We start from the raw sequence: 15,969 nt of genomic DNA, 5'->3' as shown, positions 1-15,969 counted from the left end.
TAAATATGCTGCTAGCGTTGAACGACAAAATCTGTCGATGTTAGCACCATCACAATCGCCAAAAATACTCTGAGCTGTGGCCCGTCATTTTCAAGAGGAATAAGGGAAATGGTGTCAGAAATATGTTGTTTTGTTGCGAGCGACATTCGGTCGTATGTGAGCAATAAATCCAATCTATCTAGTAACGCGTCTATATCGTTTGCAAGGTCTAGTTCATCATCATAATTTGCAACAAAACTATTTAAGGCATTGCGTGCGTCTATCGCTATTGATTCATCATCAAATGCTTGTTGGAGTGCGTTGACCTCGTCTTCAGTTAAATCGGCGTGTCCGCCGCTGACAAACCATGCCATGAAATTGGTGAATCCGGGAATGGTCGACGCATTCATGATTTGTAATTCTGGCACTGTAAGCGCTTGTTCTCCAGACACACTATTGGGCGCAATATAGCCCGGGCGATAAAAATTGAAGACAGAGCGAGGTCTGATAGGGTGCTGTCCTAATGCCCCTGAACCACTCGTGTACCAAAGCGGCATAGTAAATTCTGGCGTCACGTTTTCTACGTCAAAAGCCCGTGCCCAATTGGCAAATCGAATAACGGGTTCGCGAATTTTTCCGAACACATTTACAGGTGTTTCAGGGAGTGCTTCGTTCCTGGCATCTGGATCAAATAAGATAGCAGCGATTGTCGCTTTGAGGTCGCCTTTGCGTTTGTCACCAATTTGCCGGCCATCGGGTAGGGTAAATTCGCCGATTTCAAAAGCGGTGGCGACACGTTCGATATATTGTGGCGACGGATGACTAGTTGTAAATCGCTGAATGAGTTGGCGACTTACAAAGGGGGCAACGCTTGCCTGTGACATTATATGGTCAAGCGCAATGTTTATGCTTTCGCGTGCACCAGTGTTTGCTGGGATGGTGAGTCCTAGAAAGGATTTTTCGAGTGTAGAATGATTTTCAGGGTATATTGCCAATGCCCTTGCATACAATTGCGTGCGCTGGGTAAAAAAGTCATCTCGTCTGTCCGCACTGGCAAAGTCTAGGTGCAGGCCTGTAAACACTTTAGCCAAGCCAGTAATATCCTCATTTGTGTACAACTCAATGACTTCATTTTGTGCATTAGTCGCCAAGCGACCGTCCATTTCCAATGCTAATAAGCCAATAGTAAATAGCTGCAATAGTTCTCTAGCGTAATTTTCATCGGGTACTCGCCCGGTAGTAGGATCACCTTTTTCATTACCTAAATAGGTTAAATAATTTGCCATTGCTGGGGAGAAGGTAATGGCTTCCAATAGGTCACGATAATTGCCAAAGGCATGTTCATTGAGAATATCTAAGTAGAGGCCAACTGCTTCCGGCACATCATGCAAAACGTCGCCACCATTACTCGAAACAACCAATAATTGAGAAAGTGCAAATACCATCCGCTGTCGTAATTGGTCTTCCCCATTTATCGCACTTGTCCAAAACGTGAACGTCGTCGTCGCAGACGAATAACGATTTTGCTCGTTGTTGGGGGCAGCGCTTTTGTAATCTGCAATTCTAGAGAGATGAGTGTCTATTGGTAATTCAAATTGAGCGAGTAACCATGCAGACGCGGAGCTTTCAGTCAGTTTAATAATATTGTCGTATTTTGGACCAAATGTGGCTTGGGTTAAGAAGCGAGCTGTCTGTGCTTGGTTGGCAAATGTGCTATCTACTTCTAACTCGGGCGAAGGTTCAGGCATTGGTACCGGTGCCGGGTTTGAAGGTGAAGGATTGGCAGGTAAGGGAGTATCGCTATTTCCGCCGCCACAGGATACGACGTTCAATGACAGGCAAAATACCACGGCACCAAAATATGCCTTTTTGCTTTGTATACAAGTAAATATCACGTCAAGTTATTTCCCAAGTTAGTCAAATTAGCAATCTGCACCTTCGTTTTTCCTATTGTTTACATGGAATGACACATAGAACAACGTCGGAGCAATATTCGAGCCAAAATACAAGATTTGCCTGTGATGATTAGTAGACCGCTTTCTTGTCACAATTTATACACTAAACGGTCATTTTTCTGAAAAAAATCTTTAAATAATCATTCATTTAAACGTAATCGAAAATTCACGGGGTTTCTCTAATGTTTGCGCCGTTTATACGAAACACACATTCTCAGGGAAACAACATGTACAATAAAAAAACATATTTAGCAATATTGGTAGCGGCGACATTTTCGCACCAAGTATATGCTGAAGCGGCAGACGCAAGCGAAGCAAATGTAGAGCAAATCTCTATCGTTGGTAAAAGTACTGCATTCGCAAACAGTGTTGCTGATGAGGCAATGGTCAATCAACAGTCAAATATTTCTAGCGTACTTGCTGTGATAGACAATTTGCCAGGCGTGCTCATCAACGAAGGTGATACTTTTGGTGCTGATGATTGGTCTACCTCAATTTCTATTCGTGGTTTTCAGGTAGATTTAAGCCAACAACAAATCGGCATTACTATCGACGGTATCGCCAATGGAAACTCAAATTACGGCGGTGGTGCAAAAGCTAATCGTTACATTGATACAGAGAACTTAGGGACTGTTGAAGTCTCACAAGGTACTGCTGATATTTCTTCTCGCTCAAATGAAGCACTCGGCGGTACACTCGATTTCAGTACTTACGATCCGACAGACACTGAACAAGTCGTGACTAGTGTAAGCCTAGGTGATTTTGGTGCACAAAAATACTTTGTGCGTTACGAGACAGGAGAAATCTTTAAAGATACGTATGCATGGGTAAGTGTTTCATCACGTGAAAGCAGCGATTGGATGGACGGCGTTGCTGAAAACCAAGGCGACCATATGGCCGCTAAAGTTGTTTCAATAACAAACAATGGTCAAATCAGTGCTTATTTGGCCTATGATGACGTACACGAGGACAACTACCAGCGTATTTACGGCTTAGAACAATATGCACAAAATCCAGAATGGGACCAGTTAACAAGCGATTGGAGCGGCATTCCCTATGTGGACCAAGCTTATCGTCGTGGTTGGTCAACCTTGCGTGAAAACTTATTTGGTTATTTGCAAGGGGAGTGGGATTTTGCCGCAGTTAGTGTTAAAGCAAATGTGTACTTTCACCAAAACGAAGGCCGTGGGGACTGGGTACCGCCGTATCTTGTTGATGTGACTGACAATGGCACTGAAGGACATTCTGAGCTAATTGGTGGCAATACGGCATTGGGCGGTGCAGCACTTGGTCAAATTTACTTTGTGGATGGCAGCGGCAGTACCTTATCGCCAATTGCCGGTTGTGAAAGTTCGCTGACTTTTCCATATGGCGGAGGTGGTGCACAATTTGATCCCGCTTGTCACGTAGACAACGCAATTCCAGTAGGCTCGTACAGACATACGCATTATCAAAAAGACCGTTACGGCTTTAACGCTGATTTCATTTGGGATACGCAAATTGGCGATTTCAATAATACCTTACGCGGGGGTATTTGGTATGAGGACTATAATCGTGAGGAGTATCGTGATTGGCACAAGATCATCGATTCAAAAACGTCATTCCGCTTTGATCACCGACCTTATTGGATTCAGTATGACCGAGAATTCCCAGTAGAAACCTTGATGTACTATCTACAAAATGACATCGACTTAGAGTTTGCTACAGTATCTTTGGGTGTTAAGAAGTTTAATGTAGATGTGAGTAAAAATGACAACTTTAATGCTGTAAACGACTTGGATGTTTCTTCTGATTCTGATGCTTTGCTTTCATTTGGTGTGGTTGCGCCTGTCAGTGATAGTGTTGAACTTTTTGCTGGCTATCAAGAAAACTTTGCTGCTATAAAAGACGCCGTTCTAGAGCGCGATGATGCTGATGTTAGCATCGTAGAGCCTGAGACTGCAGAAAACATGGATTTCGGCTTACGTTACACAGGCGATAGCTTAAATGCGAGCATTACATACTATTCTATTGAATTTGACAATCGTATTCGCTTTGTCAGTAATGAAACGGTTGACGGCATCGACTTCTTAGAATCGGCTGCCGGCGGATATATTAACGACGGCGGTGTTGAATCTTCAGGAATCGAAGCGTCGCTTAAGTACCAGATGACAGATAACTGGTCGTTTTATACCTCCTTTACCTCCAACGATTCAGAATACACAGATGCAGATATTGCAGGAAACACTGTGCTTGGCTCTGCTGAAGAGTTATTTGTATTTAGTTTTGATTGGGCAAAAGATGACTACTTTGCTGGCTTAAGCACAAAGCACGTGGGCGACCGCTTCTTAAACCAAGAAAACACGGTTGAAGTCGATGGTTACACCATTAGCGATTTATACATTGGTACAAACGTCGCGTTAAGCGGCGGTGTTGAGAATATAGACGTCAGGCTAACAGTGAATAACCTGTTTGATGCTAACTACCTAGGCACAGTTGCGTCGAATGCTGCATGGTTAGGCGCACCAAGAACTGCGGTTATCAATGTTCAAGTGACATTTTAACCGTCTACAATAATAACCCTCGCTGAGGCGAGGGTTTTGGTGTCTATATGAAACATATATTGTCGATTTTTGTCATTGTTACATGCTTTGCTAGTAAGGGCGTTTTAGCTAATACTGCTTCGGTAAACAAGGCTTTTCAGGCGCCAAAGCTCATTTTAATTACGATTGATGGATTGCGCACACAAGAAGTATTTAATGGCATCGATGAGCGCCTTTATCAACATGAAAAGTATGTCAGTAAAAAAGCGCAATTGGCGAACACGTACTGGCATGAAGACTCAAAAAAACGTCAGCAAAAATTACTTCCATTTATTGCAACAACTATCGTTAATGATGGTGTTCTGCTAGGTAGCTCCTTAGAGGGAGAGCGAATTACTGTCGCGAACAACATGAATTTTTCTTATCCAGGATATCATGAAATTTTTACTGGTAAACTGGATGCTAGCATTACAAGTAATGCAAAAATAGTAGCTAAGTATCCGTCATTTCTTGAAGTGCTGGCCGACAAATACCCCAAAGAATTTAAGCCAGCAGCATTTGCGAGCTGGGATGTATTTCCTTATATATTGAGACGTGGTTTGCACGACGTCTATATTAACGCAGGGTTTGAACCCTATGAAGTGGCGGATGCAAACACCGCTATTCCACTTGTTGAACGCAATAGGCTTAGCTTATTAAATCGCCTGCAAGTGGATACGCCTAGCCCTTGGGCGACAGTGCGGCTAGATGCGTTTACCCATGCATACGCGATGCATCATTTGAAATCCCATAAGCCAAGAGTAATGAGCATTAGTTATGGGGATACTGATGATTTTGCGCATGACGGTAAATATGATGAGTACATATTAGCAAGTACTCGTACAGACCGATTTATAAAAGAAGTTTGGGATTACCTACAATCTGATACGTTTTATGCTAATAAAACAAATCTCATTATTACGACGGACCATGGTCGTGGTGTTTCACCGGATGACTGGCAACATCATGCATCGGTAGTTGCTGTTAAGGGGTATATGAAAGCACTAGGACATTTTGAACACGGTATTGTTGGATCTGAAAACGTATGGATTGCGGCAATTGGCCCAAATATTCGAAAACCGCTATCAAGTGAATTTTCAGCCAGTACAATCCAAATCACACCAACTATTTACAGTCTTTTAGATAAATGTGAGCTTGCAGCAAAACAAGACCACAAAGCCATTGACATCATTAAGGAAAACCCATGCGAATGAGATTGTCGAACGCATTTTTTTATACACGTTTAATTTTCCTGATAGGGTGTTTAGCTAGTGCTTATACATTTGCGGAAGAGCGGACGTTGATTGCTTTTGGTAGCTGTTCACATCAAGATAAGCCGTTAAATATACTGAGTACGATTGCTCGAGAAAAGCCAGATGCTATGCTTTTTTTAGGCGATAATGTTTACGGTGATACCGATGATTTTGATGTGCTAGTGAAAAAATATGAAACACTAGGTAACAATCCAAATTTTAAAACGCTCAAACGTGGAACGCGTATTCACGCAATATGGGATGATCATGATTTTGGATTAAATGACGGCGGTAAAGCGTTTGAATTTAAGGCGCAGGCTAAAGTCGCTTTTCTAGATTTTTGGCAAGTACCAAAAAATGATCTTAGATACAAGCAAGACGATGGTATTTATCACAGTCAATGGTTGCGCAATGATAATGGGCGGACCGTGCATATTATCTTTCCAGATTTACGTTGGAATCGAGACGATATTCAAAGCGTCGGTCGGCTAGATTACATGGCCAAACGTAAACCTAAAAATATGGGACCCTATAGTCACGACGAAACTAAGCAAAAGACGATGCTAGGACGCCAACAATGGACCTGGTTAGAAGCAGAGTTGGCGAAACCCGCAGACATAAAAATATTGGCGTCTAGTTTACAGGTATTGTCTGATCATACGGGTTGGGAGGCGTGGAAAAATTTTCCCTATGACTTCGAACGACTAAGCAAAAATATTCAACAAAACAAGCTGGACAACATGTTGTTGATAAGTGGTGATACGCATTGGGCCGAAATATCGAAGCAAACGCTCACTAATGGTCAAACGCTGTGGGAAGTAACTTCATCAGGTTTAAGTGAGGAGTGGAAAGCCATTAGCCCGAACAAACATAGAGCCAGCGAGGCTTATTACAAGAATAATTATGGCTTAATTGACGTGCGTTGGGGGCACGACAAGGCTGATGTTCTTTTTGGCTTTAAAGATATAAATGGTGAATACGTATCAAAGAAAGCGTTAAACCTTAAGCTGGACGCACACTAACTTTTGTTTGATCTAAACTACAGTGGAGAGCCTAAGGTCGCCACTGTAGTTATTCGAATGTATGGTATTAAACTATGGTGTGTAGACACCCGACAAGGTAGCTGTGGCTAGAATATTGTCTTTATAGCGTTCATTGAACTGGCTTCTGGTAAAGTTTGGTTCCCCCTCAATCGTTGGCATCATGTCATCTAAGGCGTAGATAGTCGTTTTGTAGGTATGTTTACTGGGTGGGCACGGGCCAGTATATCCCACTTCGTCACGCCAATTAAGACCTTCGATGGCACCTTCAATTAACGCTAAATCTATATTCTCATCTAACATAGTGATGTTACTTGGTATGTTGAATAAAGCCCAATGCTTACAAGCGTTAGCGCCACTGCCACAAGGACTAACTTCATCATCCATTATTAATGCAAAAGTAGCGGTTTCATCGGGAAAGTCAGTCCATGCAAAGTTAGGCGATGCATTATTTCCACCTTGTTCTGTACAAGCATGTAGAATTGGAATTTCATCCCCTTCTTCAAAGTTCACCGACTCCAATACCATCATTGTTGGTTCTGGTTCTGGTTCTGGTTCTGGTTCTGGTTCTGGTTCTGGTTCTGGGGTAGGTGTTGGTGCTGGACTCGGTGGTGGCTCGGGTATTAAGGTATTGTTGTCACTTGAGTCATTGCAAGCACTCAGTGATAAACAAAGAAAGATAGTAAGTACCAAAGAGCATTTCATATTTTAGATTCCTTTTTGATGAGTAGGTAAGGCACAATTTTATTGAACGTTGTGCGAGGCAATACACTAAAGAAATCGCCCAAATGAGAGCCACTTAAATGTTCTTAAATATTCTTAAATTGTTGATTTTTAAATGATAAGTTATCTTTAGATATCAGTTGAGGCATTTAATCGTTGTTGCGTGTCTTTGTATATGGTTTCAACACTTAGCAACTTGTATGTAGTAAAAAGAAAGTCTGCTTCGGCGAAGGCTGCTTTAGATGCAGCAACATTGTTATTTTCGAAATGTAAGTTAGCAAGATGCAAATGTGTGCGGGTTCTGCCAATTGGACAATAGACGTCTCCGTAGTGCTTCAGTGCTGACGTGAATGATGCGCTAGCCTTTACGTACTGACTTTGCGACGTATAAATTAGGCCTTTTAAGTCAGCAATGTAGGCTTGATAAAGCCAGTCGCTATGCGCGTCTGCGACCTTATTGGCTTTCTCTAAAGTAGCTAACGACTGAGAGTATGCATTCTGATGATAGTCGATTAAGCTGAGCCAGTAGTACATCCTGCCTTTTTCAATAGCATATCTACCCGTAGCTAGCGGTAAACTTTCTTGCAGACTTTCTTTTGCTGCGTGAGGTTGACCAATATAAGCTAGTGTTTCAGCGTATTTCCGCCTAGCGATTAAGTTGTGTGGTTCTACCGCAATTACGCTATTAAAAAAACTATTTGCTTCTTTGTATTGTTGTTGTTCATATGCATTGAATGCGCGTGAGATAAGTTCGCTGCGGAAGTCAGATTCATACGTTTTATCAATGTCTGCAGAGTCTTTTGTGCCAGTATGAGTACTAACGACATTTGCAAACTGCAATAATAACTTATCTATGTTTGTATCAAAAATAACACCCCTTTTTGTAGCACTTTTAGCGTGGATAACGAAGTTCAATCGATACTCTTCTACATTGCCAGAAAGGTTTGCCTCTACCACCATGGCAGCATCGGTCACCTTAAATATGTTTGGGACCAGCTTGTTTTGTTGGGGGTTGTTGATTTGCCCTATTAATTCAAGGACTATCTCTGTGCTTCGCACTATCTGTTGGCTGTTTTCCTTGAGTATTGCGATTACTTGATCCATGGCACCTAAGCGCACCCATTGATGATCTTGGCTTTGAATATTGCTTGAAAAAGGCAGCACTATTATTGAGCCATCTAGCGACATTTGAGCGTTGGAGCTGTCTGGCAGCGTAGTGGCATCTGAGGTCATTCCAATTTTATCAGTGTGGATGGCTGCAAGGCTGATTGTACCAATGAGCAACAAGGCGACAATCGGTATTCTGCTATTTATTTCGCGGGTAAATTTTTTCGTAATACCATGTGGTGGCAAAAATTTATGTTGGTGTAAGGTGACTTGATCAATCCACGCGTACCCTTTACGGGGATAATTTTTGATAATTTCTGGTTGCTTGAAAAGTAACCGTAATTCTCTAATCGATTGAAACAACACTTGTTCATCTACGGTAACGTCATCCCAGATAGCATCCAATAACAGTTGCTTACTTATTAACTGTTTAGGCGACCTTAAAAAAATGAGCAGTAATTCAAAGGTGCGCGCCCTAACAGGTGTTGTCTCACCGTCTTTTTCAATAGTGCGTCGTTGGGGATCAATAATGTAGCCAGCACTTGAAAAAAATTCAGACATAACCGTCCTCGGCAAATAGTGAGCGTAGATATTTAGAGCATAGCAATTATAAATATCAGAAATCGCCAGTGCAAACAAAAGCGTTGAGTCGAATAACAGACTGGCTTTACTATACAACTGTGGCCAATACTACTTGACCACTGCATAAAGCACTACTTGTATGTCTCCCTAGAGCAACTCAGATTTATATGTCGGACTAAAACTGCAGCCGTTTAAAATATTCACTTGCGGTGTTCGTCAAACTAGTTGTCGCTAAATATCATCTGATATTGCATTTAATATGGCGATCATCGATGCATGGATGACGTCGGTGTTTTCTCCGACACCACAAAAACGCTGCCCTTCAATACTGACTTGCACATAAGCAATTGCTTTAGCATTTTCGTCTTGTCCAAGGGTATGCTCTGTGTAGTCGACTAAGATGATACTTTTCTTGTAGTAATGGCAAAGCCCATGCACAAACGCAGATAAAATACCGTTACCTTTGCCCGATATCGTAATATCTTTAGCGCCGCTTCGAGGCGTGAACGCTACGGTTAATTCTTCTTGATTATTACGCCGAGAGATATCGTAACGAGATATTTTTTTGTTTGTCTCCAAATACACGCGAGTAAATAGCTCGATAATTTGGATGGGACTAATTTCGCTGGCAAAGGTTTCAGATAGGTGTTGCACATGTTGACTAAAATCAATTTGCAACCAACGTGGTAATTTTAGTTGGTAGTGCTGGTCAAGAATGTACGCCACCCCTCCTTTACCCGATTGGCTATTGATACGAATAACTTGCTGGTAATCCCGTCCTAAATCCTTTGGGTCAATCGGCAAATAGGCAACGTTCCAGTGGGCATTTGGGTCGTCCTTACGTTTGCTATCATCGACACTTAAGCACTTGTTAATAGCATCTTGGTGGCTACCTGAAAAGGCAGCAAAGACTAACTCTCCTACATAGGGATGGCGAGGGTGCACGGCGAGCTGAGTACATTGCTCCACGACATTGATAATCTTGTCTGTGTTGCTAAGGTTTAACTTGGGATCGATACCTTGGCTATATAGATTCATCGCCATGGTCACGATGTCCATATTGCCTGTACGTTCACCATTCCCTAGCAAGGTACCTTCGATGCGATCAGCGCCCGCCATCACGCCTAACTCCGCCGCCGCGACTCCACATCCTCGGTCATTGTGAGTATGCAAACTAACTATGATGCGATCTCTACGTGCAATTTGTTCGCAAATCGTTTCCACTTGGTCGGCATAAATATTCGGGGTGCTCATTTCAACCGTTGCTGGCAAATTGATAATTACGGGCAATTGAGTGACTAAGACTTGTTTAGCGTGTGCTTCTGTTTGCCAAATCGCCGTCACAGCATCAATCACTTCTATAGCGTACGACATTTCAGTGCCAGTAAAACTCTCTGGCGAATATTGAAATTGCCACTGCGTTTTGGGTTGCTTGGCTGCATATGAGTTTAACCAGTGGGCGCCTTGAGTTGCGATTTTCTTTATTTCTTGTTTAGACTTCTTAAATACTTGCTCTCGTTGCGCAAGCGAGGTGGAATTATACAAATGCACAATGGCTTTTTTTACGCCTTTTAAGGATTCAAAAGTACGCGCAATTAATGTCTCTCTGGCTTGCACCAACACTTGAATAGTAACGTCGTCAGGAATCAAAGACTGCTCTATTAATTGGCGAACAAAATTAAAATCAGGGGCAGAAGCAGAAGGAAACCCCACTTCTATTTCTTTAAAACCAATATCCACTAATAATTTGAACATAATGAGTTTTTGCTCAATATTCATAGGTTCCATTAAGGCTTGATTGCCGTCTCGTAAATCGACACTACACCATAGAGGAGCATGCTCAATAAGCTTGTCAGGCCATTGACGGTTCACCTTTTTAAGCGGAGGGAATGCGCGGTATTTTTTGTGATTAAATGCACTAGTGGCGTTTGGTTGATTACTCATCACTCTTTACTTGAACCTTAACGAAGTTATTGGCGCTATTATTAATAAAGTCAATGAGTGTTAATCAGTTATATTTGTGCTTAATTCAACAAATCATGAATTATATCTCTAATATATGTAATTTTTAGGGCTATAATGACTATTAAAGTCATATTCTATAAAACACACATGAAGTTAGATGACACTGACAAAGCCATTTTGCGGCATATGCAAAACAATGGGCGTATTACTAACTTAGAGCTCGCAGAGTTAGTTAACTTGTCCCCCACACCCTGTGCTCGCCGGGTAAAAAGACTAGAAGAGTCCGGCATCATTGATAAAACTGTTACTATTTTAAAACCGCAAATGCTTGGTTTAAATTTAATCGCCATGGTGGGGATTTCAATGGATCGTCACACCCACGACCGCTTTATTACCTTCGAAAATGCGGTTAAAAACATGCCTGAGGTACTCGAATGTATGGTGGTAACTGGGCAGACGGCCGATTTTTTATTGAAAGTTATTGTGAGAGACATGCAGCACTATGAAACGTTTCTCTTGAACAAATTAACGAAATTAGAAGGTGTGGTAGGCGTGCATTCTAGTTTCGTATTACGGGATGTTATCTGCAGAACGGCCTTGGATGTATAGTTCATATGAAACAAGCCTAAATAATACTACTTAGACTCCCATACCAATTTCATATCACCCGCATCAATACCATGTATGTTGATCAAACTACGTAATCCCTCAGTTTCGGTTTCCGTGAAAAAGATTTGTAGTAGCCCTGTCTCTTTTGTTTTAAATATTTGAGGGTGTCGAGGTAATTTTTGAATGTCGAATGCCGGTATTTTTAGTCTGCCCGAACGCGTCAAAACACTTTTTTGTATATCCGTTATACCATCCAGCACATTTGTCACAACATAGCTATACCAAGTATTCCCCTCAACATTAATCGGAATCAAGTCGCCAAACTGTTTCAAGTAATCCCCAATGGTTTCGCGTACTCTTTCGTTCACAATAACGTTTCCAGCGACCAAGTATCCTATATCAGCGATTTTTAAAGGTTTGCCTTTATATTTTTTTTGATTGTGCGTTGCACTCCCTAAAATTAAGTTAGGAGGTTCTTTCGACATAGTTTCGCTGTAATTTTTCATATCAGCAAACCGATCTTGATAAAGGTCAATTTCATTTTTAGCTACAAATGTCATGTAGCCATTACCACCGCCTCTAAGTTCAAAAACTCTCATCGAACAATCCAACTAAAAAATGCCATTTGCAATCTCATCCGCCATATCAAGCAACTCATCTCCAATCGATTCTTCTATATCTGTTCCGTCGTCTTGCGATACATAGTTGGCTAACAACAGACGCCTATCAACTTCCATGTAATATTCACTTGTATGCATTGGACGATGTTTCTCTTTCGCTAAATTGACTCCATTGCGAAAATCGTTAATGCCGATACCGGCCGAAAACATGACTTTGCGTGATGTTTGTGCGCGCGCGTCTTTTGCTGCCACAATATGATGTGTGTCTTCGTCACGACCTTTTTTTACATCTAAATTGTGTTTTTTAGCTTGGCTTTGCATATTCCGCCAAAGCTTACTCGAATGACTAATGTCTCTCACTGCTTCTAAGTGAAGCGCTAGCGCAGATTTTGATTTAGCTTTACCGTGAGAATACAAACGTTTTGAACGTTGTTTGTGAAGAAGAGAATTAAACAGTTCATATGGGTTATCGTATCCAAGGTCACTTGATACTCGCTGAACTAATAAAGCCTTGAATGTAGGATCGATAAATTCCTCATACTCTATTTCAGTATAGCTACTGCTATTTTGCGTTTTTGCCACTTTTGTATTCCTTCCGCTTTAGCAAGACAAATGGTTTTTTGCCTATTCAGAGTAGACTACAAAAGCCAGTCGTTCAACGCCGTCCAATGTTTGAAAAGCCTACTGTTATATATGTGGTGTTCATATTCTCCGTATGCGCTAAGCCAATGATTCGCCGCTTCTTACATCGCCCGATAGTAGCAATGGATGAGAGATTTCCTAACTTCTTCGGATAAGGTCCTATCTTTCCATGTGAAGTTATTGTGATATTGGCGCCACAGGTTTGGCTATTGTCAAGACACTTTCGCCTTCTTTTATTGCTGGGCCCATCAGTCCATATAAGCCAAAACCATCCGATGGCGCTTTAACAATTTCAAGTGTATTGCCAAAGTAGTCTTTTAATACACCTAAGGTTTCTCCTTCTTTGACAACCCTGCCGCCAACCTGTTTAGGAAACCATAAACCGGCATGTTTTACTGGTACAGATTGTGTGCTATCAAAGTACGTAATTGTTGTATTTGGTGTTTCTACCTTTTTACTGCTTATACCTACCAATGATAAAGCATTTGAAAGCCCAAATTTCATGGCATTTACGTGTTCTTGCACTTTAGAGCCGTTCTCACCAATTTCAACTAAAATGGTTGGGATTTGACTGGCTACACCTTGTCGATTAAGTGAACGGCGGCGATCTACTTGTTCTTTTGATTTCATTTTATATGTAACGACGTTCGGAAAATTGAACCCTTTCGCTACTGACAACGCTAATTCGTAATTACTTGCTAAAGGTCCACCATATACACCAATGAAGGGTGATAACCACTCAGCACCGTCGCCGCTATGCAAATCAATTAAAAAGTCTGCGTTTGCGACTATGTTTTGTGAAATAGCCCAAGCAACCCTTTCGGTTTGTGTGCCGTCTGCTCTTCCAGGAAAACTCCGATTCAGGTTCTTCCGGTCATATGGGTTGACATAAATAGACCGGTCTTCGAACGCAGATACATGAGCAACTCTCACTGCGATGACGGTGCCGCTCATCGATGCAGGATCTAGCGTTTTAATCCACTCTTCCATTGCCAATATTGATGTATATTCGTAGCCATGTACCCCTGCAACTGTTGCAATTATAGGCCCTTTTTGGCTACCGTGAATAACGGAAATGGGAATAATGGTCGCAGGGTCTTTCTCACCTTTTGGTACTTCAATATTTATATCCAAGTGGCTATTGGGAGCAATAGAATACCCTCCGATGTTGATAGTGGTATTTTCATCAGCAATACACAAAGTGGAAAGTAGAAAGCCGAATACTGCTAACCAAATTTTCATTTTACGTTTACCTTATTAGTGTGCGTCAAGTATGACTGAAAATTTATGTTGTAATGATATAACAATACAATGAACCTTAAGTAATAACAATTACTTAAGATAAAGTGATATTTAGTGATAGTTAAGGTGATGAATGATATGGGCGTTCAAGTTGAAATTATCTTTTGAGCAGCGCTATAAGTTTATGTATTCCTGTCGCAAACTTCTCGATACTCATACCCGCAAAACCAATGCGTATATGTTCATCAGATGAATCCATAGGATTCACAATAAACTGCTGTTGGTGCTGAATACATATATTGTGAAGTAATGCTTTTTCAGCTAGCGCTTTTGCTGATGTAATATTACCGCTTTTTCGTTTCAATTTAAGCCACAATGCCATGCCACCGTCAGGCACTACAAATTCAAAGCAATTTAGTTCTCGTAAAAGCTCAACTGCATGGTCACGTTTTTGTAGATTTTGCCTTGTTGTGCGGCGCAGATGACGCTCAAAACCGCCAGAGGACATCCACTTGGCGAGCGACGCCTGCATAAGCACATTGCTTTTATGACTAATCATTAAGCGATATTCTGCAATGGCTGTTGCTAATCGTTTATTTACTGCCATTACGCCAATACGAGCGCCTGGAAACATAATTTTTGAAAAGCTAGATAGGTAAATTACGAGTTGTGCTGGGTCGTCTGCAGCCAATGGCGCAAGGGGTTGGCAGCGATAGTGAAATTCGTGATCGTAGTCGTCTTCGACAATCGGAATTTTATACTTTGTAGCAAGTTGATATATTGCTTGTCGATGTTTAATCGGTAGCGTTACCGTGGTTGGATACTGGTGCAACGGGGTCAAGTATATTAGCTTGATGTTGCCAAATCGAATCTGAGCCTCTAAGGTCAGTGGGCACATACCGTTCTTGTCTAAGCGAATACCGACAAGATCGGCACCCGCGCTTTTAAATGCTGCAATTGCGGGTGGATATCCCAATGCCTCTACAGCCACTTGATCGCCTGCTTGTAAAAATAATTGAGCGATAATGTATAACGCTTCTTGGGAGCCGTTAGTCACTACAACGTCCCGATTTAAGATCGAACGTGTTTGGCGTAAATACTCTTTTAGCTGATGCACTAGCTCAGGGCTGCCAGCACTATCTCCATATGTATATTGGCTTAGATCAGGGCGTGTTAACACGTCTGACATTGCGCGTTTGTACTCATGAAATGGAAACTGGCTGATATCTGGCAAGCCGCCTGAAAAATTGTAAGCGTATTCACTAGCTGACTTTTCGGGCAATGCAGTGCCTTGTCTTACAAATTTGTACTCAATGGCTACTGCTTGGATATTTTTTGAATCCGCGATTGTAGAATGTTCTATCGGTAAATTTTCTACCACGCGGTAACCTACGCGTTCCAGCCCAATTAACCAACCTTCAGCGACAAGCTCGCCCAAGGCTTTCATTACCGTATGCCTATTCAATCGCGTGTCAGTACTGATGGACTTAACCGAAGGCAATTTGTCATTTGGCAACAATTGTCCTGTCTTGATGGCGTGACGAATACAATTTGCCAACTGCAAATACTTCGCTTGACTACTATCTATCTTACTGAAATCTAATAATTTCATTTTCGATTATTTCAAATATATTTTTAGGTCTAATTAAAAAATTAAAATTGGTTGATTTAATTAGACCAGAAATAAGCGA

Annotated in this window: 12 protein-coding genes; 4 read left to right on the top strand and 8 right to left on the bottom strand. The window is 41.6% G+C overall.

What is annotated here, in order from left to right; all coding sequences use genetic code 11:
* Positions 1-11 precede the first annotated feature (11 nt).
* Complete coding sequence (locus QQK00_RS01395) at positions 12-1,811, bottom strand: DUF1800 domain-containing protein (protein ID WP_284215697.1); 1,800 nt, start codon at positions 1,809-1,811, stop codon at positions 12-14.
* Positions 1,812-2,161: 350 nt separating this feature from the next.
* Between QQK00_RS01395 and QQK00_RS01390 the strand changes: the two genes are divergently transcribed.
* The 3 genes from QQK00_RS01390 to QQK00_RS01380 are packed head-to-tail and all read left to right on the top strand — an operon-like array spanning position 2,162 to position 6,770.
* Positions 2,162-4,477 carry a TonB-dependent receptor domain-containing protein gene (locus QQK00_RS01390; protein ID WP_284215696.1) on the top strand — a complete coding sequence of 772 codons (2,316 nt, stop codon included), beginning with the start codon at positions 2,162-2,164 and terminating at the stop codon, positions 4,475-4,477.
* Positions 4,478-4,524: 47 nt separating this feature from the next.
* Entirely contained in the window at positions 4,525-5,709 is a 1,185-nt protein-coding gene (locus tag QQK00_RS01385) for an alkaline phosphatase family protein (RefSeq protein ID WP_284215694.1), read from the top strand.
* Entirely contained in the window at positions 5,700-6,770 is a 1,071-nt protein-coding gene (locus QQK00_RS01380) for an alkaline phosphatase D family protein (RefSeq protein WP_284215693.1), read from the top strand. The genes QQK00_RS01385 and QQK00_RS01380 overlap by 10 nt, the downstream gene beginning before the upstream one ends.
* Before the next feature lie 72 nt (positions 6,771-6,842).
* On the opposite strand, the gene QQK00_RS01375 is transcribed toward QQK00_RS01380, so the two are convergent.
* The 3 genes from QQK00_RS01375 to leuA all read right to left on the bottom strand — a co-directional run bounded on the left by QQK00_RS01375 (position 6,843) and on the right by leuA (position 11,144).
* Entirely contained in the window at positions 6,843-7,493 is a 651-nt protein-coding gene (locus QQK00_RS01375; RefSeq protein ID WP_284215692.1) for a YbhB/YbcL family Raf kinase inhibitor-like protein, read from the bottom strand.
* Between the two features lie 147 nt (positions 7,494-7,640).
* The gene (locus tag QQK00_RS01370) at positions 7,641-9,179 is read right to left on the bottom strand and encodes a winged helix-turn-helix domain-containing protein (protein ID WP_284215691.1); all 1,539 of its coding nucleotides are present in this window, start codon (positions 9,177-9,179) and stop codon (positions 7,641-7,643) included.
* A gap of 252 nt (positions 9,180-9,431) precedes the next feature.
* Positions 9,432-11,144: a 2-isopropylmalate synthase gene (leuA, locus tag QQK00_RS01365; RefSeq protein ID WP_284215690.1), complete on the bottom strand. Its 1,713-nt coding sequence runs from the start codon at positions 11,142-11,144 to the stop codon at positions 9,432-9,434.
* A 168-nt stretch (positions 11,145-11,312) separates the two neighbouring features.
* On the opposite strand from leuA, the gene QQK00_RS01360 reads away from it, so the two are divergent.
* On the top strand, positions 11,313-11,774 hold the full coding sequence (locus tag QQK00_RS01360) for an Lrp/AsnC family transcriptional regulator (protein ID WP_284215732.1): 462 nt from the start codon (positions 11,313-11,315) through the stop codon (positions 11,772-11,774).
* A 26-nt stretch (positions 11,775-11,800) separates the two neighbouring features.
* Here the strand turns inward: QQK00_RS01360 and QQK00_RS01355 are convergent, their stop codons facing one another.
* The 4 genes from QQK00_RS01355 to pdxR all read right to left on the bottom strand — a co-directional run bounded on the left by QQK00_RS01355 (position 11,801) and on the right by pdxR (position 15,890).
* A complete protein-coding gene (locus QQK00_RS01355; RefSeq protein ID WP_284215689.1) occupies positions 11,801-12,373 on the bottom strand; it encodes a hypothetical protein in 573 nt (190 codons plus the stop codon).
* Between the two features lie 12 nt (positions 12,374-12,385).
* Complete coding sequence (locus QQK00_RS01350) at positions 12,386-12,976, bottom strand: AHH domain-containing protein (protein ID WP_284215688.1); 591 nt, start codon at positions 12,974-12,976, stop codon at positions 12,386-12,388.
* A gap of 237 nt (positions 12,977-13,213) precedes the next feature.
* Complete coding sequence (locus tag QQK00_RS01345) at positions 13,214-14,278, bottom strand: M14 family metallopeptidase (RefSeq protein WP_284215687.1); 1,065 nt, start codon at positions 14,276-14,278, stop codon at positions 13,214-13,216.
* A 157-nt stretch (positions 14,279-14,435) separates the two neighbouring features.
* Positions 14,436-15,890 (bottom strand): MocR-like pyridoxine biosynthesis transcription factor PdxR, encoded by a 1,455-nt coding sequence (gene pdxR, locus QQK00_RS01340; RefSeq protein WP_284215686.1) that lies wholly within the window; start codon positions 15,888-15,890, stop codon positions 14,436-14,438.
* Positions 15,891-15,969 lie beyond the last annotated feature (79 nt).

Origin of the sequence: Agaribacter marinus (genome assembly GCF_030160655.1) — a bacterium.
Taxonomy (GTDB): Bacteria; Pseudomonadota; Gammaproteobacteria; order Enterobacterales; family Alteromonadaceae; genus Glaciecola; species Glaciecola marina.
The sequence above is the reverse complement of the archived record's forward strand: the minus strand, read 5'-3'. Positions and strand labels throughout refer to the sequence as shown.